General features: G+C 63.0%; 20 protein-coding genes and 1 tRNA gene. 11 read left to right on the top strand and 10 right to left on the bottom strand.

The annotated features are described in order from the left end of the window. Positions 1-845: 845 nt before the first annotated feature. From NKK50_RS09715 to NKK50_RS09705, 3 genes are all read left to right on the top strand, one after another. Positions 846-1,175 carry an SOS response-associated peptidase family protein gene (locus NKK50_RS09715; RefSeq protein WP_023833479.1) on the top strand — a complete coding sequence of 110 codons (330 nt, stop codon included), beginning with the start codon at positions 846-848 and terminating at the stop codon, positions 1,173-1,175. Between the two features lie 328 nt (positions 1,176-1,503). Next, positions 1,504-2,124 (top strand): site-specific integrase, encoded by a 621-nt coding sequence (locus tag NKK50_RS09710; protein WP_245265777.1) that lies wholly within the window; start codon positions 1,504-1,506, stop codon positions 2,122-2,124. After that, the gene (locus NKK50_RS09705) at positions 2,121-2,459 is read left to right on the top strand and encodes a tyrosine-type recombinase/integrase (protein WP_245265772.1); all 339 of its coding nucleotides are present in this window, start codon (positions 2,121-2,123) and stop codon (positions 2,457-2,459) included. Before NKK50_RS09710 ends, NKK50_RS09705 begins: the two co-directional genes overlap by 4 nt. Positions 2,460-2,555: 96 nt before the next feature. Here NKK50_RS09705 and NKK50_RS09700 read toward each other — a convergent pair. Next, positions 2,556-2,631 (bottom strand) — tRNA-Ile (locus NKK50_RS09700). 134 nt (positions 2,632-2,765) lie between these two features. Between NKK50_RS09700 and NKK50_RS09695 the strand changes: the two genes are divergently transcribed. After that, complete coding sequence (locus NKK50_RS09695) at positions 2,766-3,476, top strand: SIMPL domain-containing protein (protein ID WP_023672467.1); 711 nt, start codon at positions 2,766-2,768, stop codon at positions 3,474-3,476. A gap of 258 nt (positions 3,477-3,734) precedes the next feature. Here the strand turns inward: NKK50_RS09695 and NKK50_RS09690 are convergent, their stop codons facing one another. Both NKK50_RS09690 and NKK50_RS09685 read right to left on the bottom strand, forming a co-directional pair. Continuing rightward, positions 3,735-4,079, bottom strand: coding sequence for a hypothetical protein (locus NKK50_RS09690; protein WP_023672466.1), 345 nt, complete (start codon positions 4,077-4,079; stop codon positions 3,735-3,737). A 220-nt stretch (positions 4,080-4,299) separates the two neighbouring features. Then, a complete protein-coding gene (locus NKK50_RS09685; protein WP_023672465.1) occupies positions 4,300-4,746 on the bottom strand; it encodes a YcgN family cysteine cluster protein in 447 nt (148 codons plus the stop codon). 202 nt (positions 4,747-4,948) lie between these two features. Here NKK50_RS09685 and NKK50_RS09680 point away from each other — a divergent pair, with 202 nt between their 5' ends. Together NKK50_RS09680 and NKK50_RS09675 are read left to right on the top strand one after the other, a co-directional pair. After that, the gene (locus NKK50_RS09680) at positions 4,949-7,144 is read left to right on the top strand and encodes an OmpA family protein (protein ID WP_023691506.1); all 2,196 of its coding nucleotides are present in this window, start codon (positions 4,949-4,951) and stop codon (positions 7,142-7,144) included. 326 nt (positions 7,145-7,470) lie between these two features. Then, entirely contained in the window at positions 7,471-7,986 is a 516-nt protein-coding gene (locus NKK50_RS09675) for a TIGR00645 family protein (protein WP_023672463.1), read from the top strand. 130 nt (positions 7,987-8,116) lie between these two features. Here NKK50_RS09675 and NKK50_RS09670 read toward each other — a convergent pair whose 3' ends face one another. From NKK50_RS09670 to NKK50_RS09660, 3 genes are all read right to left on the bottom strand, one after another. Beyond that, complete coding sequence (locus NKK50_RS09670) at positions 8,117-8,983, bottom strand: SDR family oxidoreductase (protein WP_352499860.1); 867 nt, start codon at positions 8,981-8,983, stop codon at positions 8,117-8,119. Positions 8,984-9,102: 119 nt separating this feature from the next. After that, positions 9,103-9,810, bottom strand: a complete 708-nt coding sequence (locus NKK50_RS09665) for a helix-turn-helix transcriptional regulator (protein ID WP_352499859.1) — start codon at positions 9,808-9,810, stop codon at positions 9,103-9,105. Positions 9,811-9,818: 8 nt separating this feature from the next. Continuing rightward, positions 9,819-10,691, bottom strand: a complete 873-nt coding sequence (locus NKK50_RS09660) for a S1C family serine protease (protein ID WP_352499858.1) — start codon at positions 10,689-10,691, stop codon at positions 9,819-9,821. A 169-nt stretch (positions 10,692-10,860) separates the two neighbouring features. On the opposite strand from NKK50_RS09660, the gene NKK50_RS09655 reads away from it, so the two are divergent. Then, positions 10,861-11,811, top strand: a complete 951-nt coding sequence (locus NKK50_RS09655) for a S1C family serine protease (RefSeq protein WP_023691509.1) — start codon at positions 10,861-10,863, stop codon at positions 11,809-11,811. A 4-nt stretch (positions 11,812-11,815) separates the two neighbouring features. On the opposite strand, the gene NKK50_RS09650 is transcribed toward NKK50_RS09655, so the two are convergent. Both NKK50_RS09650 and NKK50_RS09645 read right to left on the bottom strand, forming a co-directional pair. Further along, a complete protein-coding gene (locus NKK50_RS09650) occupies positions 11,816-12,727 on the bottom strand; it encodes an arginase family protein (RefSeq protein WP_352499857.1) in 912 nt (303 codons plus the stop codon). A gap of 94 nt (positions 12,728-12,821) precedes the next feature. Continuing rightward, on the bottom strand, positions 12,822-13,247 hold the full coding sequence (locus NKK50_RS09645; protein WP_352543297.1) for a VOC family protein: 426 nt from the start codon (positions 13,245-13,247) through the stop codon (positions 12,822-12,824). Positions 13,248-13,313: 66 nt separating this feature from the next. Here NKK50_RS09645 and NKK50_RS09640 point away from each other — a divergent pair, with 66 nt between their 5' ends. Beyond that, on the top strand, positions 13,314-13,940 hold the full coding sequence (locus tag NKK50_RS09640; protein WP_023691512.1) for a TetR/AcrR family transcriptional regulator: 627 nt from the start codon (positions 13,314-13,316) through the stop codon (positions 13,938-13,940). On the opposite strand, the gene NKK50_RS09635 is transcribed toward NKK50_RS09640, so the two are convergent. After that, positions 13,873-14,829 carry a LysR family transcriptional regulator gene (locus tag NKK50_RS09635; RefSeq protein ID WP_023744351.1) on the bottom strand — a complete coding sequence of 319 codons (957 nt, stop codon included), beginning with the start codon at positions 14,827-14,829 and terminating at the stop codon, positions 13,873-13,875. The two genes, NKK50_RS09640 and NKK50_RS09635, sit on opposite strands and share 68 nt — an antisense overlap. Positions 14,830-14,938: 109 nt before the next feature. Here NKK50_RS09635 and NKK50_RS09630 point away from each other — a divergent pair, with 109 nt between their 5' ends. From NKK50_RS09630 to NKK50_RS09620, 3 genes are all read left to right on the top strand, one after another. Next, positions 14,939-15,574, top strand: a complete 636-nt coding sequence (locus tag NKK50_RS09630; RefSeq protein ID WP_023672454.1) for an FMN-dependent NADH-azoreductase — start codon at positions 14,939-14,941, stop codon at positions 15,572-15,574. Between the two features lie 109 nt (positions 15,575-15,683). Then, positions 15,684-17,117 carry a 3' terminal RNA ribose 2'-O-methyltransferase Hen1 gene (locus NKK50_RS09625; RefSeq protein WP_245265744.1) on the top strand — a complete coding sequence of 478 codons (1,434 nt, stop codon included), beginning with the start codon at positions 15,684-15,686 and terminating at the stop codon, positions 17,115-17,117. Next, on the top strand, positions 17,114-19,690 hold the full coding sequence (locus NKK50_RS09620) for a polynucleotide kinase-phosphatase (protein WP_352543296.1): 2,577 nt from the start codon (positions 17,114-17,116) through the stop codon (positions 19,688-19,690). The genes NKK50_RS09625 and NKK50_RS09620 overlap by 4 nt, the downstream gene beginning before the upstream one ends. A 1-nt stretch (position 19,691) precedes the next feature. Here the strand turns inward: NKK50_RS09620 and NKK50_RS09615 are convergent, their stop codons facing one another. Then, complete coding sequence (locus NKK50_RS09615; protein ID WP_023691516.1) at positions 19,692-19,988, bottom strand: HlyU family transcriptional regulator; 297 nt, start codon at positions 19,986-19,988, stop codon at positions 19,692-19,694. Positions 19,989-20,006: the final 18 nt, after the last annotated feature.

Here is a 20,006-nt window from a genome sequence, read left to right as displayed (position 1 = left end):
GCCGACTATGCAATTGCTGGCAAGAGCAGCGCGGATAGCGACCGCGATGAGTTGCTAGCAAGGAAAACGATGTCGCTCTGGCTCAGAGATAAGCGGTCAGCCAGATTGGCTGCAAACCCATCGGCTACCTTTCCCGGGCCGAAAGCCAGACCCCGCGGCTGAACAAGCGTTAGCCAACAACCTCACCCATAGGTAGGCCTCCGGTTGCGGTTGCGCGGCCGACCTTCGTGGCCTGGAATGAACATCAAGAACAAGGCCGGCGGTCGCGGCTGGCAGCCTTGCAACTAGGGCGCCGGCTTGCAGCGCCCATTAGGCGGAAATGCGAACGAAATAAGGGTCGTGCTGGGGCGCCGACAAGCGCGATCAAAACGAGCCTGATATGTAGAAACTTGCGCCTCCGATCGGCCGCTGGTGACTGTCGAAATCGAGCACGTTCGCTTGGTGGAGAGCCACGTTGCACCCAAGCGAAAACGCCGCTTGTCGACAAGGCCTAACTGAACGACCAACTGTCCGATCTCGGCCCGATTGCCGGCGAGCGATGCAACGCCGAGCCAGCCCACGTCGCGACCATGTCTATGCCTGCCCGATCTGCGGACAGCCGTCGATTAGCGTGAACCGGTTCAGCCAGAGACCGAAGCGACGTTTATCAAATTCCCGCGTAGGATGAAAAAACCCGCCGGCGCGAGCCAGCGGGCGTAAAATCTCATTAAAAGCTGACGAGGGGTTTGAATTCTCGTCACAGGACAACATTAGCTGAGGCTCAAATTGCATGCAACTACGCCTTCCGGCCTAAGACGGGCGCACCCCTCTCACTCTTAGGACTGCGACGCACACCGAATATCCCCATGGGGAATTGGTGGCCGGTCCCTTTCAATGCGTGGATTGAGGGGGCCGACACGGCGTCAGCGTTCCGCGACGACTTCAAGTCAAAGCGATGTCTGATCGCGGCAGGTGGCTTCTATGAATGGACGATATCGCCAGCCGACGGGAAGAAAGACCCTTGGCACATCTACCAGCCTGGCCACGCGCCTTTCTCGTTTGCAGGCATATGGGCTTACAAGTCCAATCTCGACATAACCAGCTGCACCATCATTACAGAGCCTGCCGCAGACCCGATGAAGCAGTTGCATGATCGACAGCCTCTCATTCTCGACCAGGCATGCAATGACGCCTAGCTGGACCGGCGACGCCCAAGGTCAGCCTCAAGGACATTCTCAGCCACGACATCGACGGTCAGCTGCAGTTCAACCGGGTTGGGCGTGAGGTGAAGACAAGTGCCGTCAACACGTTGCCCAACGACCATCCCGGCCTGGCCGGCATAGGCGCTAAGATAGGTATTGCCCTGCGGAATCGGGTGTGATTCTACACTGCGATGACACACGAATCGCTTGTTGATGACGGAGGGCGACCCAGAGCCAGGGCCTGAAGGCAATTATCATCGACCTACCCGGTCGGGCGTTGCCAAAGACGTTCGGTCATGCAGCGCGGCGACTTGAAGGGACTATGGAATGGCTGGACTTTGACGAAGCAACGCAGCGGAAGAATGTCAGGCTGATTGAACGCTTCCTTGGGATGCAGGTCGAACCTGCCTACCCGCTGACTTGGCGCGATACGCCAGTAGAACATCTCGACGCCGACCATCTGCGTGCGATTGTCGAAAGCGCCTTTGCCGCCAACCGGACGGTTGCCAAGCACCTGCTGGTCGCAATCAAGAAGCTCCTGTGGGTGGGGATCGAAGTTGAGAAATGGATCAAACCGCAGAACAATCCCTCACTGTCGATCCGCGTCCGCATTCCTAAATCCACCACCAATCCCGCGTGGCCGGTCCCCATTTGTGAAAAGTTCGAGGCGCGCCATCCGATCGGCTCCCCGCCGCGCACCTGTTACGCGCTCGCCTTTTGGCTGGGCAACCGACGAGGCGATATCGCCTCGTTGCAATGGGACGATTTGGTTTTCGAGGAGATCGAACTGTTCGATGGCTCCCTAGAGGTGATCGAAGCCTTCGATTTCCGGCAGAAGAAGAACCGCAACCGTCACGGCGGTCGCGAGATGTTTATCCCCATCCTCGACAAGCTGGCGCAAGCCTTGGCGCCGCTCGACGTTCGAAAGGCGGAACGGTACTGAAGAATGCCTATGGGCGTCCATTCGCGGAAAAGAGCCTCACCGGCATGATGGCACATTGGAACAAGCAGGCCGGCATTCCGGAGGGCTACACTCTCCACGGGCTACGCCGCACCTTCGGCACGTATCTCGCCGAATGCAACATCCAATCGCGTGCCATCATGGAGGCGATGGGGCATTCTTCCATGACGGTGACGGACGAATATGTCCGGGAGGCTAACAAGAAGCGAATGGCCGTCGACATAGCCCGCGCCATCAACGAGCGCGAGACCAAACGCGATGCGATGAAGCAGCGAGCGGCTGCGCGTCGTCAAGTAAGTGAAATCAACCGACCATGAGCAGGGTCCCATATCGGGTGCCCTTTTCTTCGGGCCCATAATGGGCCCAAAACGTTTTGGGCCGAGGCATATTTTTAATAACAAAATCAAAGGTCATGGTGGGCCCGGAGGGACTCGAACCCCCAACCAAGCGGTTATGAGCCGCCGGCTCTAACCATTGAGCTACAGGCCCCACGCGCGCTGGATTAGTGTTTTTCCTTGCGCGGCACAAGGCTTTCCGGACGGGCTGGCCGAGATCGCCCAAATCAGCCCATATTCGCGCCCTAGTCGACAGGCGCGACTGGATCGCACACCGAGGAGATTTTCATGACCAGACATATTTTGCCGCTCGCACTTGCCGCCGCGATCGCTTTTCCGGCGATGGCAAGCGCTGCCGATTCGCTGCCCCCGCCCCGCATCATCGTGTCGGGTGAAGGCCAGTCGACCGTGGCGCCTGACCTGGCGCTGCTGACGCTCAGCGTCATGCGCGAGGCCAAGACCGCACGCGCGGCACTCGACGCCAACAACGACGCCATGGCCGCCGTGATCGCGGCAATGAAGTCGGCAGGGATCAAGGACCGCGACCTGCAGACCGCCGGCATCCAGATCAACCCGCGTTACAACTACACCAACAAACCGGACGGCAGCCAGGAAGCCGAGCTTGTCGCCTACCAGGTGACCAACACACTCTCGGTGCGCATCCGCGACATCGACAAAACAGGTGAGATTCTCGACAAGGCTGTGTCGCTCGGCGTCAATCAGGGCGGAGGCATTTCGTTCTCCAACGAAGACCCGAAAGCTGCCGTCACCGAAGCCCGCAAGAAGGCGGTCGCCGATGCCATGGCCAAGGCCAAGACGCTGGCCGAAGCCGCCGGCGTCAGCATCGGCCGGGTGCTGGAAATCACCGACCAGAACGTTGCGCCGGCGCCGATGCCGATCAATGCCAAGGCCTTCGATGCGGCAGGCGCCGCGGTTCCCGTGCAGGCCGGCGAGAATGCCTACGCCGTGCAGGTAACAGTTACATTCGAGCTTAAGTAGCAGGCCGCCGGGCCGGGCGCGGTTCTGCTGAACCCGTCGGCCGGAACCGCAGATTTCCGACATGAAAAGCCCCGGAGGACTGGCCTCCGGGGTTTTTTCGAGCCGCACCTTTCCGCGGAGGGAAAGGGGCTCCTGGCTGACCCTAGAAGGGTCATGCCGCTACTCCAGGCTGATCCTCGCAGAGGAACATGCCTCCGGATCGACCTTCGCAGAAGGTCGTATCTCAGACTGATCTTCGCAGAAGATCAGTCTGGTTCTCTAGCGATAGATAACCGGGCAGCCGCGCTCATTGGCGAACACGACCACTACGCGATCGCCATACTGGCGGCCGGCGACCTTCACCACGCGGCGATTGACATCGACGATGCGGACGCGGTGCAGGCCCATGCGCTCGGCCTTGTCGAGGGCGCGGTCCGGCGAGCAGCGGCGCCAATTGCGGTCACGGCGAAAGCCGTCCTCATCGTCGCCGGTGTAGACGCCGACGCGGCGGTCATGGTTGTTGCCGAAGCCGAGATAGATCGAGTCCGCCTGAGCGGGCACTGCGGCAAGGGTGCCGAGAGCTACGAGACCCGAAAGGGCTGCCGTCTTGAATGAGTTGAACATTGTCTTCTCTCCTTGTTGAGGGCTTGCGCCCGTCTTGGTCGAACCGATGGGGGGAGAATGCTCCTTGCAATCTGAACTCTTCGCGAACCGGCCGTTCATTTTCGGTTAATCTGCCCGACAGGTTGAAAGCAACCGCCCCTTCCACCGCTGCAAACGATCCTGACCGTCAAAAACGTCCAATGGCGCAGAACGCCCTATGGCAGCGTCCGTTCCAGAATGCTCAGGGCTCGTCATCGAGCATATAGTCGAAATAGTCGTCCGGCTCGGCCAGATCGGTCTCACTGGCGCGGACGCGGCCGCGCATGGAGATGCCGGCATCATGAACGGTCTCGGCACTTCCCGACACCAGCCTGTGCCACCAATAGAGGTCGTGCCCCTCGGCAACCAGCCGGTAGGCACAGGTTTTCGGCAGCCACGTGATGGTGCGCACATTCTGCGGCGTCAGCCCGACACAGTCCGGCACGCGCGCCAGCCGGTTGGCATAGTCCGAACAGCGGCAGCTTTGCCCATCGAACAGCCGGCAGCCGACTGATGTCCAGTAGATCTCGCCGGTATCCTCGTCCTCGAGTTTAGACAGGCAGCATTTTCCGCAGCCGTCGCACAGCGATTCCCACTCGGTGGGCGTCATCGCTTCCAGCGTCTTGGTCTTCCAGAACGGCGTTTCCATTATGGGTCGAGATGTGGCCTCCGCATGCGGCAAGGTCAAGCTGTTGTGTGACTTCAAGTTCCGGCCGCACCATAGGAAAAACATGAAGTTGCCTTCAAAACGCCGGTCAATCGTCCTTGGGTGCGGGTAATGCCTGCAAACCGGAACCAATCCGGTCAAGGACAGTTTGGGCAGGGATGGGACCCCACAAGGAGAATTTAAGATGAAACGCCAACCACGGGTACTGGCAGGTACGGCACTTGGCCTGCTTATGGCATCCGCGCCGTTGGGCGCATCCCCGTTGCAGGGCAACGCCGTTTTCGGCCCCTTGCAGCACACGGCCGCGCCACTGATCCTGGTCCAGGACGACCCTGCTGCAGATGGTCAGCAGACCGACCAGGAACTGCCGCGCAAAAAGAAACGCCAGCAGGCCGAACAGGCAGCGCCGGCCGCCGAGCAGCCTGCACCGGCTGCAGAGCAACCCGCCCCTGCCGCCGAGGAACAACAGCCGCGCAGGAAGAAGCGGGATCAGCAGCAGACCGAGCAGGCCCCGGCCGAACAGGCCGCACCTGCCGCCGAGGAACAGCAGCCGCGCAAAAAGAAGCGCAATCAACAGCAGCAGATCGAGGCGGCGCCTGCGGATGAGGGCGGCGCCCAGGCAGCGCCGGCGACCGATGAGCAGCCGCTCAAGCCACGCAAGAAGAAGCGTGACCAGCAGCAGATCGAGGCAGCACCGGCTGAACAACCGGCCGAACAGGTAGCTCCGGCAAATGAAGAACAGCCGCTAAAGCCACGCAAGAAGAAGCGCGACCAACAGCAGATCGAAGCGGCGCCCGCTGAACAGCCGGCCCAGCAGCCTGCCGAGCAGGCAGCGCCCACCGAACAGGTGGCGCCGGCAAACGACAACAAGTCGGGCAAGAAAAAGCGCAAGCAGGATCAGCAGATCGAGGCCGCGCCTGCCGACAAAGCGCCAGACGTCAAAGTTGCGCCTGCCGGAGAGCCCGCGCCGCAGGCCGAGCCGATTCAGCCCCCGGCCGATCAGCAAGCGGCTCCCGCCGAAGGTGAACAGCCGAAGGATCAGGCGAAAAAGCACGGCAAAAAAACTGTCGGCGAACAGCCGGTGACGGGCGAACAGCAGCCTGCGACCGGTGAACCACAGCCTGCGGAGCAACCGGCCAATGCCGAGCAGCCCGCGCAACGTGAGACGCCGGCGCAAGGCGAAGCCACGGCCAACCCCGACGAAGCACCCATCCTGGACAGCCAGAAGGATGCCAGGCGCAAGCACCGCAAGGACCAGGGCGGCAACAGCCAGAATGGCGACGGCCAAAATGGGAACGGCCAGAATGCTGGCGGCCAGACGGGCGAGCAGCCCGCGCAGGGCGGCACCGAGGCGCAAGCCCCGAAGCCGGCTCCGGTCGACCAGGGACCGCCGCCCACCGACGACAAGTCAGCTCAGCAGGCAATTCAGCCAGAAAAGATCGCCCCGGTGACGGAGGAAAAAGGCAAACGCGTCGAGCGTGCACCCGATGAGAACGTCCGCGACCGCCGGCGTCCGAAAGGCGTCGACGTCGTCAAGGAACTCGGCGACCGCGTCATCCTGCAGTTCAACAACCAGACGATCGTGGAAAGCAATGACGCTCCGCGCATGCACCGCGGCGCCAGGAATGTTTACTATGAGGAACTGTCGGGCGATCGCTCTCGGGAAATCGTCGAGCGCGACAATGGCATCCAGATCGTCACCATCCGCAACCGCAATGGCGACGTCATCAGGCGATCGCGCATCACGCCGGATGGGCACGAATATGTGCTGAGCTATGTCGACGAGCGCAGCTATGACGACGACAATGACTGGCGCGATCCCGGTGACGACCTGCCGCCGATGCGGCTCACCATCCCGCGCCGCGAGTACATCCTCGATTCGGAAGATGTCGAAAGCCCGGACGATTATTACGAGTTCCTCGAACAACCGCCGGTGGAGAAGGTCCAGCGCCTCTATTCCATCGACGAAGTGAAGCGTTCGGCGCGCGTGCGCGACATTGCCCGTCGCGTCGACCTCGATACATTGAACTTCGAGTTCGGCTCGGCCTCGATATCCGACACCGAAGTGCAGAAACTGGAAGGCGTCGCCACGGCCATGGAGAAACTGTTGAAGAAGAACCCGGCCGAAACCTTCCTGATCGAAGGCCACACCGATGCGGTTGGCACGCCGGAAGCAAACCTTGCTCTGTCCGACCGGCGCGCTGAGTCTGTCGCCGAAGCGCTGACCAATGCCTTCGGGATCCCGCCGGAAAACCTGACTACTCAGGGCTATGGCGAGGAATACCTGAAGGTCAACACCACGGCGCCCAACCGCGAGAACCGCCGTGTCGGCATCCGTCGCATCACCTCGCTGGTGGCACCGGTGGCGAGTAACAATTGATCTGCTTTCCAATGGCTTGAGCAGCTTTCTGGAATCAGATCGACAACAAGGACCCATCCCGGCAGATCGGGATGGGTCGAGCTGCGGACAGCAATCCCGGTTCAGCAAGAATTGTACTGGTATTAGAACCGGCTCATTGAATAGAGCGGCCGCCCTCCCCAGATTCAAGCCTGGGCGTTCCCTGCCCCGTCCCGACTCCAGCGGGATGCATTGAACCCCGCCGGCCCTCCCGGCGGGGTTTTTTTGCGTCGCAATTTGCCTTGCAAACTGCGGCAAGCTGATCGAAATACCCCAGTCGACCTCAGAAAGCTGACCGGAACCGCTGCATGAAACGTCTCGAACTCGCCATCGAATCGATCATCCTCGCCTCACGCTGGCTGCTGGTGGTTTTCTACATCGGGCTGGCCCTGGCGCTCGCCGTCTATGCGCTGTCCTTCGGCAAAAAACTCTACGAGTTCGTCATGGTCGCCTTCACACTCGACGACACCGACACCATCCTGAAGATGCTCGGCCTCATCGACGCCGCACTTGTCGCCTCGCTGGTGGTGATGGTGATCATCTCCGGTTACGAGAATTTCGTCAGCCGCTTCGACGACCAGGATGGCGGTGTGCACTGGCTGGGTACGATCGATGTCGGTTCGCTGAAGGTCAAGGTCGCCTCGACCATCGTCGCTATTTCCTCGATCCACCTGTTGCAGGTGTTCCTGAATTCGTCTTCCTATACGATCGACCAGCTGATGTGGCTGACCATCATCCACCTCGCTTTCGTCGTCTCGGCGCTGATGCTGGCCTATATCGACCGGCTGATGGGACTGAGCAAAGGCAAGAAGGGCGAGGAGTGATGAGCCCCTTTCTCCCCGTTTATGGGGAGGTGAGGCTGGTCCGCACAGCGGGCGAAAAGCCAATTGCTTGGTTTTTCGAAAAACGCCGGCAGGTGGATGAGGAAGCAGCGCCGTCGGCCCGTGATTTCCGTCAGTAGATGCTTTTGACGTTCGTCGGCGAATTGGCAAATACCGCGTCCGGCACGAAAAAGTCGCCGGCCAGCGGCCCGGTCGCGCCCGGCGCATAGACCGCGAAATCGGTCACGCCCTCGGCCCGCAGCACCTCTTCATCGATGTAGAAATTGCCTGATGTCTCGCGCGATGAGCGCAGGAAGATGGCGTGTGCGGCATCGGCCATGATGTCGGGTAAGCGGCTCATCGCCGCCACCGTCGCGCCGCCGAGCAGATTGCGCACCGCAGCCGTGTCGATGGTCGAGATCGGCCACAGCGAATTGACCGCGATGCCGTCCTTGGCAAACTCGGCGCTCATCCCCAGCGTGCACATCGACATGCCGAACTTGGCCATGGTGTAGGCGACATGGTTCTTGAACCATTTGGCCTTCATGTCGAGCGGCGGCGCCAGATTCAAGATGTGAGGATTGCTTGCCAACTTCAGGTGCGGAATGCACATTTTCGACACCAGGAAGGTGCCGCGCGTGTTGATCTGGTGCATCAGATCGTAGCGCTTCATGTCCGTCTGCAGCGTGCCGGTGAGCTGGATGGCGCTGGCATTGTTGACGCAGATATCGATGCCGCCGAACTTTTCGACGGTCTTGGCAACCGCCTCAGCCACCTGCGCCTCCTCGCGGATGTCGCACAAAACAGGCAGCGCCTTGCCGCCGGCCTGCTCGATCTCCTCAGCTGCCGAGTAGATCGTGCCCGGCAGCTTCGGATGCGGCTCGGCGGTCTTGGCCGCGATCGTCACATTGGCGCCGTCGCGCGCAGCTCGCAGCGCGATCGAAAGACCGATGCCGCGCGACCCGCCGGAGATGAACAGCGTCTTTCCCTTGAGCGACATGTCTTGGCACCTCCCTTGCTACATCACTGACGCGAACCATTGCGCGGCGGCAATGCACTGCGCAAGGCCTCGGCAGCCTGCAACGGGTTACGCAACGTAGGCTCAAACGGAAAAGGGGGTTAGACCAGCACCAGGCCCTGCCGCATCGCGATCGCGATGGCATCCGTGCGGTTCGCAGCACCCAGCTTGATCAGGATCGCGGCGACGTGGAACTTTGCCGTGTGCACGGAGATGTTCAGCCGCCGCGCGATCACCTTGTTGGGTGCGCCTTCGGCCAGCAGCGCCAGCACTTCGGCCTCGCGCGGCGACAGCGCCGGACGGGCGGTAGCGCCATCGTCCAACGGCTCCTCGCCGAACAGCCCGCTATGGCTTCCGCCGTTGGCGGCGGCATCGAAATCGTCGTGGCGAGCGGGCGTCGAACGCCCATCCCTGGACACCCGGTAGCCGGCCGCCGCCAGTCTGACGGCAGCCGCGATCAGATTCGCATCCGACGCCAAAGGCAGCACGGCAAGCACCCGGATTTCCGGCCGGCCAGCGCTCGCGGATAGCAGCACCCGTGGGATTGCGCTGTTGCCACCATCGGCTCGATCGAGCCAGGCCGCACTGTTCGCAACAGCGTCATCGAAGACAGCGACGTCGGCAATCCCGCTGCCGGCTACGACCGGAAGCAGATCGTCCGCCATGGCAAGCGAAGCTGACAGGCGCTCGGCACGCGCGGCATCGTGCAGCGCGATCAGCACCACGAGCTGGCGTCCGCCGCCCGCCACCTCCGGCCCACCCACCTCCGGCCCACCCGCCTCCGGCCTTGTCAGCGTGTCGCTTTCCATCGGCCCTCTCAGCTCAGCGGCTTTTCACCGACGGTCAGCGCGACATCGCGCTGCTCGCCGCCGCGCACCACGCCGAGCGTCACCGCGGCACCCGCGCTATCCGGCCCGAGCTTTCGGATCAGTTCGCGCGGGCCGTGCACGGCCTCGCCATTCCACGCCACGATGATGTCGCCCAGCGCAAGGCCGGCGGCCTTGGCCGGACCATTGTCGTCGAGGCTCATGACCATGGCGCCGCGCGCCGCGCCGTCACGGATCGGGTGCAGGCCGGCGCCGAGATAGCCGCGCGCGACATGGCCCTTTTCCCGCAGCGTCGCCACGGCCCGCTCGATCGTCTCATAAGGCATGACCAGCGCACGACCACGTGGCCCAAACAGCAGCATGCCGATCAGCGCGCCCTTGGCGTCAAGCACCGGCCCGCCCTCGAAACGGCCGCCGGCATTGACGGCGAGATTGATGCGCCGATCGATGGTGCCGCCGCGCATCGAGCGCCAGGCGGGGCCGACCTCGCCGACCGAGCCCGAGACAGCCAGCGCCGAGCCCTGACTGCTGCCGACAGCGATGGCGACGTTGCCCGGCCGCACCCCATCCGCCTTGGCGAGCGCAGGCGCCGCGGCCGCGCCGGCCGGCTTCAGAAGCGCTACGCCGGTCGACGGATCGCGACCGACCAGTTCGGCCTTCACCGCTTCGCCCGAAGCCAATGTCAATTCGATCTCCTCACCGGCCTCGACAGCTTCCTCGGCGGTGACGAAATAGCCGTCACGCCAGTGGAAGGCGCTGGCGGTGCGATGGTGATGGGTGGTGAAACTTGCCGTTGCCGGCGCAGCCTTGGCGGCGAGATCGGCGATGGCCTCGGAAAATGCATTAAGGTTGAAGTCACTCATGATGATCTCCTGGGTTTTCTCATGCCCCAGATATCGCTCGGCAGTGCGCCCGGAGGTACTCGTCTGACGGCTAGTTACTGGTTTGACTGGCCATCTGGTCAGGTCGCGGCAGTTCGAGCCGCTCCGCACATATAGTCATCATCGCGCCTGAAAACACGGAGCCCCGCCAATGGCCCTCGCCGCCCACAAGTTCGAAACCGACGACACACTGCTCGACGCCTATTCGATGACAGTCGCCGACGCCGTCGACCGCATCGGCCCAGCCGTCTGCCGCATCGAGCGCGTCGGTGGCCAAGGTGGCCATGGCTCCGGCTTCGTCATCACCCCGGACGGGCTGGTCGTCACCAATTTCCATGTCGTTGGCGATGCCAAAACGGTGCGCGTCTCTATGCCCGACGGCGCCTCCAGCGAAGGCCGCGTGCTAGGCCGCGACCCCGACACCGACATCGCGCTGGTGCGCGCCGATGGCAGCTTCACCGAAGTCGCGCCGCTCGGCGATTCCAAGCGGCTGCGGCGCGGCCAGATCGCCATTGCCATCGGCAATCCGCTCGGCTTCGAATGGACCGTAACGTCGGGCGTGGTCTCCGCACTTGGCCGTTCGATGCGCGCCTCGACCGGGCGGCTGATCGACGATGTCATCCAGACCGATGCCGCGCTCAATCCCGGCAATTCCGGCGGACCGCTGGTGTCGTCGGCAGGCGAGGTCATCGGCGTCAACACCGCCATGATCCACGGCGCGCAAGGCATCGCCTTCGCGGTCGCTTCCAACACCGCCAATTTCGTCATTTCGGAGATCATCCGCTTCGGGCGCGTGCGCCGTGCCTTCATCGGCATCTCGGCCGACACCACCAGTTTGCCGCGCCGCGCCGCCCTTCTGTCGCAGGTGACCACCAGTACGGCGGTACGGCTGCGCAGCGTCGAGAAAGACGGACCCGCGGCGAAGGCCGGCCTCAGGGAAGGCGACATCATCGCGTCAATAGACGGTCGCCCGGTCACCGGCGTCGACGACCTCGTGCGCATGCTCGACGCCGAACGCATCGGCCGCGAGACGCTGTGCACCGTGGTGCGCCGCACCGGCGTCAGCCAGGTGACGGTGACGCCGGTAGCAAGGGCGAGTTGAGCCCTTATCGAGGCTTGAGCACCCGCCCGAGCAGCGACACCAGCAGTCGCGCAAGGTCACCGGTCGGGTCGAGGTCGGGATCGTAGATCGTCATGTCCAAGCCGGTGCAGCGCTGGTCCGCTGTCAGCGCCGACAGAATGGCAACGAGTTCATCGGGGTCGATGCCGGGGCTGCCGGGCGAATCCACCGCCGGCATCACCGTCTGGTCGAGCACATCGACATCGAGATGCAGCCAGTAGGGACAGCCGGCGCGCGCCAGCGTCGCTCTTGTCTTTTGCAACACTCCAGCCGCGCCGAGTTCCTGCGCGGCAAAGACGTCGATGCGCGTCACGGCGGTCGCATTGATGTCGGGCCAGGGAAAATCGGCATCGCGGCTCTCGCGTTCGCCGATCTGAACCACCGCCTCGTCGGCGACGAGCGGACCGACAACACCTGGCCATTGCGCCAGCAAAGCCTCGCCGCGTCCGGTGGCAAGTGCCAGATCCATGCCGGCAACCGAGCCGAGTGAGGCATTGACATCGTAGTTGCCGGGATGGCGGAAATCGCTGTGGCCATCGACATGGACCAGGGCGACCGCGCCCGAGCGCCGCGCGGCGACCAGTGCGCCAAGCAGGATCGAGCAGTCGCCGCCGATGATCAGCGGGAACTCGCCTTGCCCAAGCGCACCGGTGACGATCTCGGCAAGATCGAGGTTGAAGCAGCGGATCGCCGGACCATTACGCAGCCTAGTGCCCGGTTGCGGTTCGGTACTGTAGGCGGGTCTGTCGAGATCGACCACCCGCCCCGGCGCCAGCGACTCGATCAAACCAGCTTCGCTCAGCGCCTGCGGCGCACGCCAGGTGCCGGGCACATGGCCCGGCTCCAAGGGCCGAAGGCCGAGATTGGATGGCGCACGAACAAGGCAGATGTCACGCATGCGGCAGGCCCAGCTTCAACATCACCAACATAGACCGCATGGTGCGGGTCCGGCCACAGCGGCCGGAGCCGCTGCCGACATTTGCTGCCATTGTTCAGGCGCCCGCCGCGCCCGCCGCGAATTGCGCCTGAAATTCCGGGCTGAGCGGGATCGGCTTGATGACGTCGATCAGCACGCCATTGGGATCCCTGGTGATGAAATGGCGCTGGCCGAAGAGTTCGTCGCGCAGCGGGCACAGGATCGGCAGGCCGGCCGCAACGATCCATTCATAGACAGCATCAGGATCCCTCACCTCGAAATTGATCAGCAGCCCCGATGTGCGGCCGCGCCCCCCCTCGGGGATCGTCTCGTGGTCGCCCTGGACGATACCGAGATTGACCCGGCGATCCTCGGCAGACTGCAGATGCACATACCAGTCGCTCGCAAACAGCGGCTTGAAGCGGAAGTGATTGATATAGAAGGCTTTTGTTCCGGCTACGTCGCCCGTCATCAGCACCGGATAATAGCTCGTCGTCTTCATCTTTCTTTCTCCCATCAGCCAACATACAGTTTGCATGTAATTCGAAATAACATACAGGCTGCATGTATGCAACGAGAAACCCCGCGCCGCTCCAACCGCGACCGCACCGAAGCGACGCGCGCCGACCTGATCGCCGCGGCGCGCAAACTGTTCATCGAAAAGTCCTATGCCGAGACCGGCACGCCGGAGATCGTTGCGGCCGCCGGCGTCACCCGCGGCGCGCTCTATCACCACTTTGCCGACAAGCAGGCGCTGTTTGCCGCCGTGGTCGAGCAGGAGGCGGCGGCGGTGGCGCAAGAGATCGAGCGCGCCTCGCCGCCTTCTTTGTTTGCCCGCAATGCGCTGATTGCCGGCTCGGACGCCTATCTCGCCGCCATGCGCGCGCCCGGCCGCACGCGGCTCTTGCTGCTTGACGGACCGGCCGTGCTTGGCCGCGCCGCCATGGATGCGATCGACAATCGCCACGGCAACCGGTCGCTGCGCGAAGGCCTGGTTGCGGCGATGCGCGAACAGTCGATGACCAGACTGCCTGCCGATGCGCTGACCGCTTTGCTCGCCGCTGCCTTCGACCGCGCAGCACTTGCCGTCGAGGCCGGCGCCTCGGCCGAAGACTATCGCGCCGTGCTCATGGCTCTGATCGATGGGCTGTCTCCGGCTCGCCCTCAGGCAGGTCGTCCGGTTCGAACTCGTTGAAGCAGCCGAGCTGGCGTTTGAACTGGTCGATCAGCCAGGCCGCCGCCGGTTTCGGGCTGCGGTCGGCGCGGTGCATGGCATAGAGCGATGAGCGCACCTCGCTAAAGGGTTCAAGGTCGAGTTCGACCAGCCTGCCGCTGGCCAAATCGTCCGCGATCAGCCAGCGCGGCAACCCGCCCCAGCCCAGCCCCTCGCGCATCAACGTATGCTTGATACGCACGTCTGTCAGCCGCCATGTACGATAGGCAAAGACGCCGAAGTCTCGTCCCTTGGTGCGTTCCGACTGGTCGGTGACAACCAGCTGGGTGTGCTCGCGCGCATCCTCGAGCGCCACCGGTTTCGGCAGCAGTGCCAGAGGATGGGTGGGGGCGGCAGCCAGCACGATCGACATGAAGCCGATGCGCACGAGATGCACGTCGACCTCGCCCAGCAGGCCACCGATGCCAAGATCCGACTGTCCGCTGACGACATGGTCGGGGATCAGACCGAGCGTGCCGATATGCAGTCGCATCATCACGGTCGGGAACTGCGCCTCGAACGCCTTCAGCACCCGCACCAGCACCGGCGAGGGCAGCGCCGCGTCAACCGATAGCGAAACTTCAGCCTCCAGCCCCTGATGGTGACCGTCGGCACGCGAACGGATGCGCTGCAGCACGCCGACCATTCGCCGGGCGTCCTCCAGCATCGCCCGGCCGATTTCGGTCAACTGCGGCTCGCGCGTGCCCTCGCGCTCGAACAGTTTCAGGCCAAGCTGCGCTTCAAGATTGGCGATGCCGTAGCTGATGACGGACTGCGCGCGGTTAAGCTTGCGGCCGGCGGCTGAGAAGCTGCCGGTGTCGGCGACCGCAACCAGGATCTGCAATTGGTCGAGCGTCGGATTGGGCTGCACGGCATACCTACTTTATGGATGGATCATATAGATAATATACCAGTTTTTTGGATGGGTCGGTAGGCCCATATCAGGCGGGAGAAATCAATTCCCACTGGAGAGAACCGCTATGTCTATCCTGCTTGTAACCTCGAGCCCGCGCGGCGCTGCCTCGCACTCGACCCGTATCGCTACCGAATTCGCTGAAAAGCTCGTCGCCGCCGACCCGTCGAATACGCTCGTCGTACGCGACCTCGTGGCCAACCCGCTGCCGCATATCGACACCGATTATGCGACCGGCATCTACACCCCCGTTGAAGCCCGCACGCCGCGCCAGGCCGAAGTCGTCGGCGTCTCCGACATCGTGCTTGACGAACTGTTCGCAGCCGACACCGTGATCCTGGCCACCGGCTTCATCAACTTCAACATCTCCTCGACCCTGAAGTCCTGGGTCGATCACATCTCCCGCTCCGGCAAGAGCTTCTCTTATGGCGAGGGTGGTCCCAAGGGCCTCGTCACCGGCAAGAAGGTCTATATCGTACTCGCCTCGGGCGGCATCTATTCCGAAGGTGCGGCCGTGCAGTTCGATCACGCCATCCCCTATCTGCGCGGCGTGCTCGGCTTTCTCGGCATGACCGATGTCGACGTCATCCGCATCGAAGGCGTCGGCATGGGCCCTGATGCCGTCACCGCCGCGCTCGCCAATGCGACGGCCAAGGTCGACGCCGTGGTGGCCAAGACCGCGAGCGCGCAAATCGCCGCGTAAGCACACCCCGTCATTCGCATTGAAAGGCAGGCGCTTCGGCGCCTGCCTTTTTCCTTGTCAGGCGGCGCGATAGGTTGCGTGTCGAAAACGGATCTATCGCGTTACTAGATTGCCGCGCAACGCCATTGGTTATTCGGCCTGTCTGCGTTATCGGTCGCTGATGTTCCTTTCCGTCGCGACAACCCATCATCCAGCCACAGATCTCGGCTTCTTGCTGCACAAGCATCCCGAACGTCTGCACGAGACTGACCTATCCTTCGGCAAGGCCTGGCTGTTCTATCCGGAGGCGACCGATGAGCGTTGTGAGGCTGTGCTTCTGCTCGATGTCGATCCGATAGGGCTCGTTCGGGGCAAAGGCCAAGCAGAGGGCTTGCTGGATCAATATGTAAACGACCGACCTTATACGGCATCGTCTTTTCTGTCTGTGGCTTTGAACAAGGTACTGCGGACAGCGATGACCGGCATCTCGAAAGAGCGCCAGCAACTGGCCGATAGCGACCTCCCGCTCGAAGCTGTGGTGACCCCGCTGCCGATGCCTGGCGGCGAGGCCCTGGTTCGAGATCTATTCGAACCGCTGGGATGGACCGTCAACCTGGCGCCGGTCGAAACTGTCGGATCTGGCGCGGGTGGACCACGATACGGTCATCTGAGGCTGACTGGCACCGGCCGCCTAAGCAGCCTGCTCAACCACCTTTATGTCCTGATCCCGGTGATGGACGACACCAAGCACTACTGGGTTGGCGAGGCCGAGATTGACAAGCTGCTGTCCAAGGGCGAGGGCTGGCTGGAAAACCACCCAGCCAAAGACCTGATCGTGCGCCGTTATCTGCGCAACCGAGGTGCGTTGGCCCGCATCGCCCTGGAGCGGCTGGCTCCGGAGACGGCCAATGAGGTCCTACCCCCCGAAGCCCGGGCTGCACCTGAGCAAGCGCTGGAGGCGCCCATCCGGCTGAACGACCTGCGCATGGACGCCGTGGTGCAAGCCATTCGGGCGACCGGAGGGGCCAGTGTTGCAGATTTGGGGTGTGGCGAAGGCAAGCTGCTCTATCGGCTCGTGCGCGAAAAATGGGTCCACAAGCTGTTCGGGCTCGACCCCGCTATTCGTGAACTGGAATGGGCCGCCAAGCGTCTCAAACTGAACGAGTTCGGGGGGCCGCCTGAAGACCGGGTCACGTTGCTGCACGGATCGCTGACATATCGCGACAGCCGATGGGCGGAAGCCGACGTCGCTGTGCTGGTCGAGGTCATCGAACATCTCGACGAAGACCGGCTGCCAATGATCGAGCGTATTATCTTCGGCGAGACAGCGCCAAAATTCGTGATCGTGACTACGCCGAACGCTGACTACAACCCCTTGTTCCCCAGTCTGGCCGCTGGCGCTTTTCGCCATCCGGATCACCGTTTCGAATGGGGCCGGGTTCGGTTTGAAGCCTGGGCGGTCAGGATCGGCGAGATCTATGGCTATAGCGCCGCCTTAAGTGGCATCGGAGCCGTGGACCCCGTGCTCGGCGCGCCGACGCAGATGGCGGTGTTCACCCGATGAGAGAGCCAGACAAGACCGACCTCACCATCCCTGACTTCGCCCTCGTCGTGCTGATCGGCTCGACGGGATCGGGCAAGTCGACCTTCGCCGCCAGGCACTTCCTGCCGACCGAAATCATCTCGTCGGATCGCTGCCGCGCGCTCGTCAGCGACAACGAGACTGATCAGGATGTCTCGGCCGACGCTTTTGATTTGGTGCGCGAAATCGCCGGCAAACGGCTCAAGCATCGAAAGCTGGCCGTCATCGACGCGACCAATGTGCGACCCGCTGATCGCAAGGCGTGGGTCGAGCTGGCGCGCAAATGGCACGCTTTGCCGGTCGCCGTGGTCATCGATCCGGGTGTTGATGTTTGCGTCGCCCGCAACGCGCTACGAGCCGATCGTCCCTTCGGCGCCGGCGTTGCCCAGCGCATGACGAACGAAATTCGCAAGGGCCTCGGCGGCCTGCAACGCGAAGGTTTCCGTCAGGTCTGGAAGCTCACCGGCGAGGCCAGTATCGACGCGGCCAAGGTCTCGCGTCAGCCATTATGGACCGACAAGCGCGACGATTGCGGTCCTTTCGACGTCATAGGTGATGTCCATGGTTGCGCCGACGAACTTCAGACCTTGTTCTGTCAGCTCGGTTACAGCATCGCCTGGTCCGACGGCCATGGTGATCGGACCGTCACTGTAACGCCGCCAGAAGGCCGCAAGATCGTCTTTGTCGGCGACCTCGTCGATCGTGGTCCCAACGTGCCCGACGTCTTGCGCATCGCCATGAGCATGGTCGCGGCGGGAACCGCCTACTGTGTCCAGGGCAATCACGAACGCAAACTCAGCCGCTGGCTGGAAGGCCGCAAGGTCACGATCGCCCACGGCCTGCAGCAAACCATCGACCAGTTGGACGCTCAGGATCGCGGCCTGCGAGAGGCTTTGCCGGCCTTCCTCGACAGCCTGCGCAGCCACGTCTGGCTGGACGGCGGACGCCTCGCCGTGGCACATGCCGGACTCAAGGAAGAGATGATCGGGCGCGGTTCCGGCGCGGTGCGCGAGTTCGCCCTCTATGGCGAAACCACGGGCGAAATCGACGAATTTGGCCTGCCCGTCCGTGCCGACTGGGCAGCCGCCTATCGGGGCAAAACCAGCGTAGTATACGGGCACACGCCGGTGCTGTCGGCGGAGTGGGTCAACAACACGCTTTGCATCGACACCGGCTGCGTGTTCGGCGGCAAGCTGACTGCCTTGCGCTGGCCGGAACGCGAACTGGTCGACGTGCCGGCAGTCGAGACCTGGTCCGAACCCGTGCGTCCCCTCGGTGGACCGGGCCTTGGCAAATCGGCACAGGCCGATGCCGACGGCGTGCTCGACTATCAGGATGTCTCTGGGCGACGCTGGATCGAGACCGAACTGAAAGGCAGGGTTGTCGTGGCCGAGGAGAACGCGTCGGCGGCACTTGAGGTGATGAGCCGCTTCGCGCTGTCGCCGCAGTGGCTGGTATATCTGCCGCCGACAATGTCGCCATCCGAGACCAGCAGCCAAGCCGGCTGGCTGGAACGCCCCGAGGAAGCTTTCAGTCATTTCCGCGAGCGTGGCGTCACCCAAATCCTGTGCGAAGAGAAGCACATGGGTTCGCGGGCAGTCATCGCTCTGTGCCGAAACGCGCAGACGGCGCGCGACCGGTTCGGGGTATCTGGCGACGAGACAGGCGCGATCTGGACCCGGACCGGACGCTCCTTTTTCAGCGACAGCGGCATGACGGAGCGCCTGCTCAATCGCCTGCGCGCCAGCGTCGACGCTGCGGATCTATGGCAGGAATTGAACAGCGACTGGTTGCTGCTGGACACCGAGATCATGCCATGGTCGGCCAAGGCAAGCAGCCTGATTGAAAGCCAGTACGCCCCAGTGGCAACGTCTGCGGCCGCTGGGCTCCAGGCCAGCCGCGAAGCGCTGGCCCGTGCGATGGCACGCGGCGTGGATACGGCCGCGCTCAAGGCTCGCATTGAGGACCGCGCCGCGCGTGCCGCCAGATACGCCACTGCCTGGGCGCCTTACGTGTGGCCGGTCTCGGGCGTCGACGACCTGAAGGTCGCGCCGTTCCACCTGCTGGCAAGTGAGGGATGCGTCTGGTACGACCAGAACCACGTTTGGCACATGACGCTTGCGGACCGTCTGGCTGCCGGGGGCGGCGTGGTAACGCGAACGCAATGGCGGATGGTTGACCTGGCCGATGCCGGTTCTTGTGCGGAGGCCGTCGCCTGGTGGGAGACGCTGACCGACTCAGGCGGCGAAGGGATGGTAGTGAAGCCGCACGACGTCGTCAGCCGAAACAAGAAGGGGCTCATGCAACCGGCGCTGAAAGTGCGCGGCCAGGAGTATCTTCGCATTATATATGGCCCCGAATACGATGCGCCGGACAATCTCGTGCGCCTGCGCGAACGAGGCTTGGGTGGCAAGCGCAGCCTGGCGCTCAGAGAGTTCGCGCTCGGTCACGAGGCACTGAAGCGGTTTGTCGCCAAGGAACCGCTGCGACGTGTTCACGAGTGTGTTTTCGGCGTCCTGGCGCTGGAGAGCGAGCCAATCGATCCGAGGCTGTAGGCTACCCGAACATCCTCTCGCCTTGCTCGTCGACCAACTGCATGCCCTTCTTGATCGAGATGTCGACGGCGTCGTCCAGTCCGGCAAAGCGATCGGCGCGGATGAATTTGTGTTCCTTCATCACGCCGTCGACTTCCTTCGAAACCACGCCGCAGGTCTGGTATTGGCCCCCCTCCGCCTTGTAGGGCGTGGCGCTGATCAAAAATCCCTTGTGCTCAACCTGCTTTGCCGGTGCTGCGCTCTTGGGCTCGCCCGCCTCACCGCCGCCACCACCGAAAAGACGTTTCAGAAAAGACATGGGGCTTCCTCCAACGGC

This window comes from Mesorhizobium sp. M0001 (assembly GCF_040324255.1).
In the GTDB taxonomy this organism is placed as follows: Bacteria; Pseudomonadota; Alphaproteobacteria; order Rhizobiales; family Rhizobiaceae; genus Mesorhizobium.
This window is presented reverse-complemented; position numbering and strand designations above follow the sequence as displayed.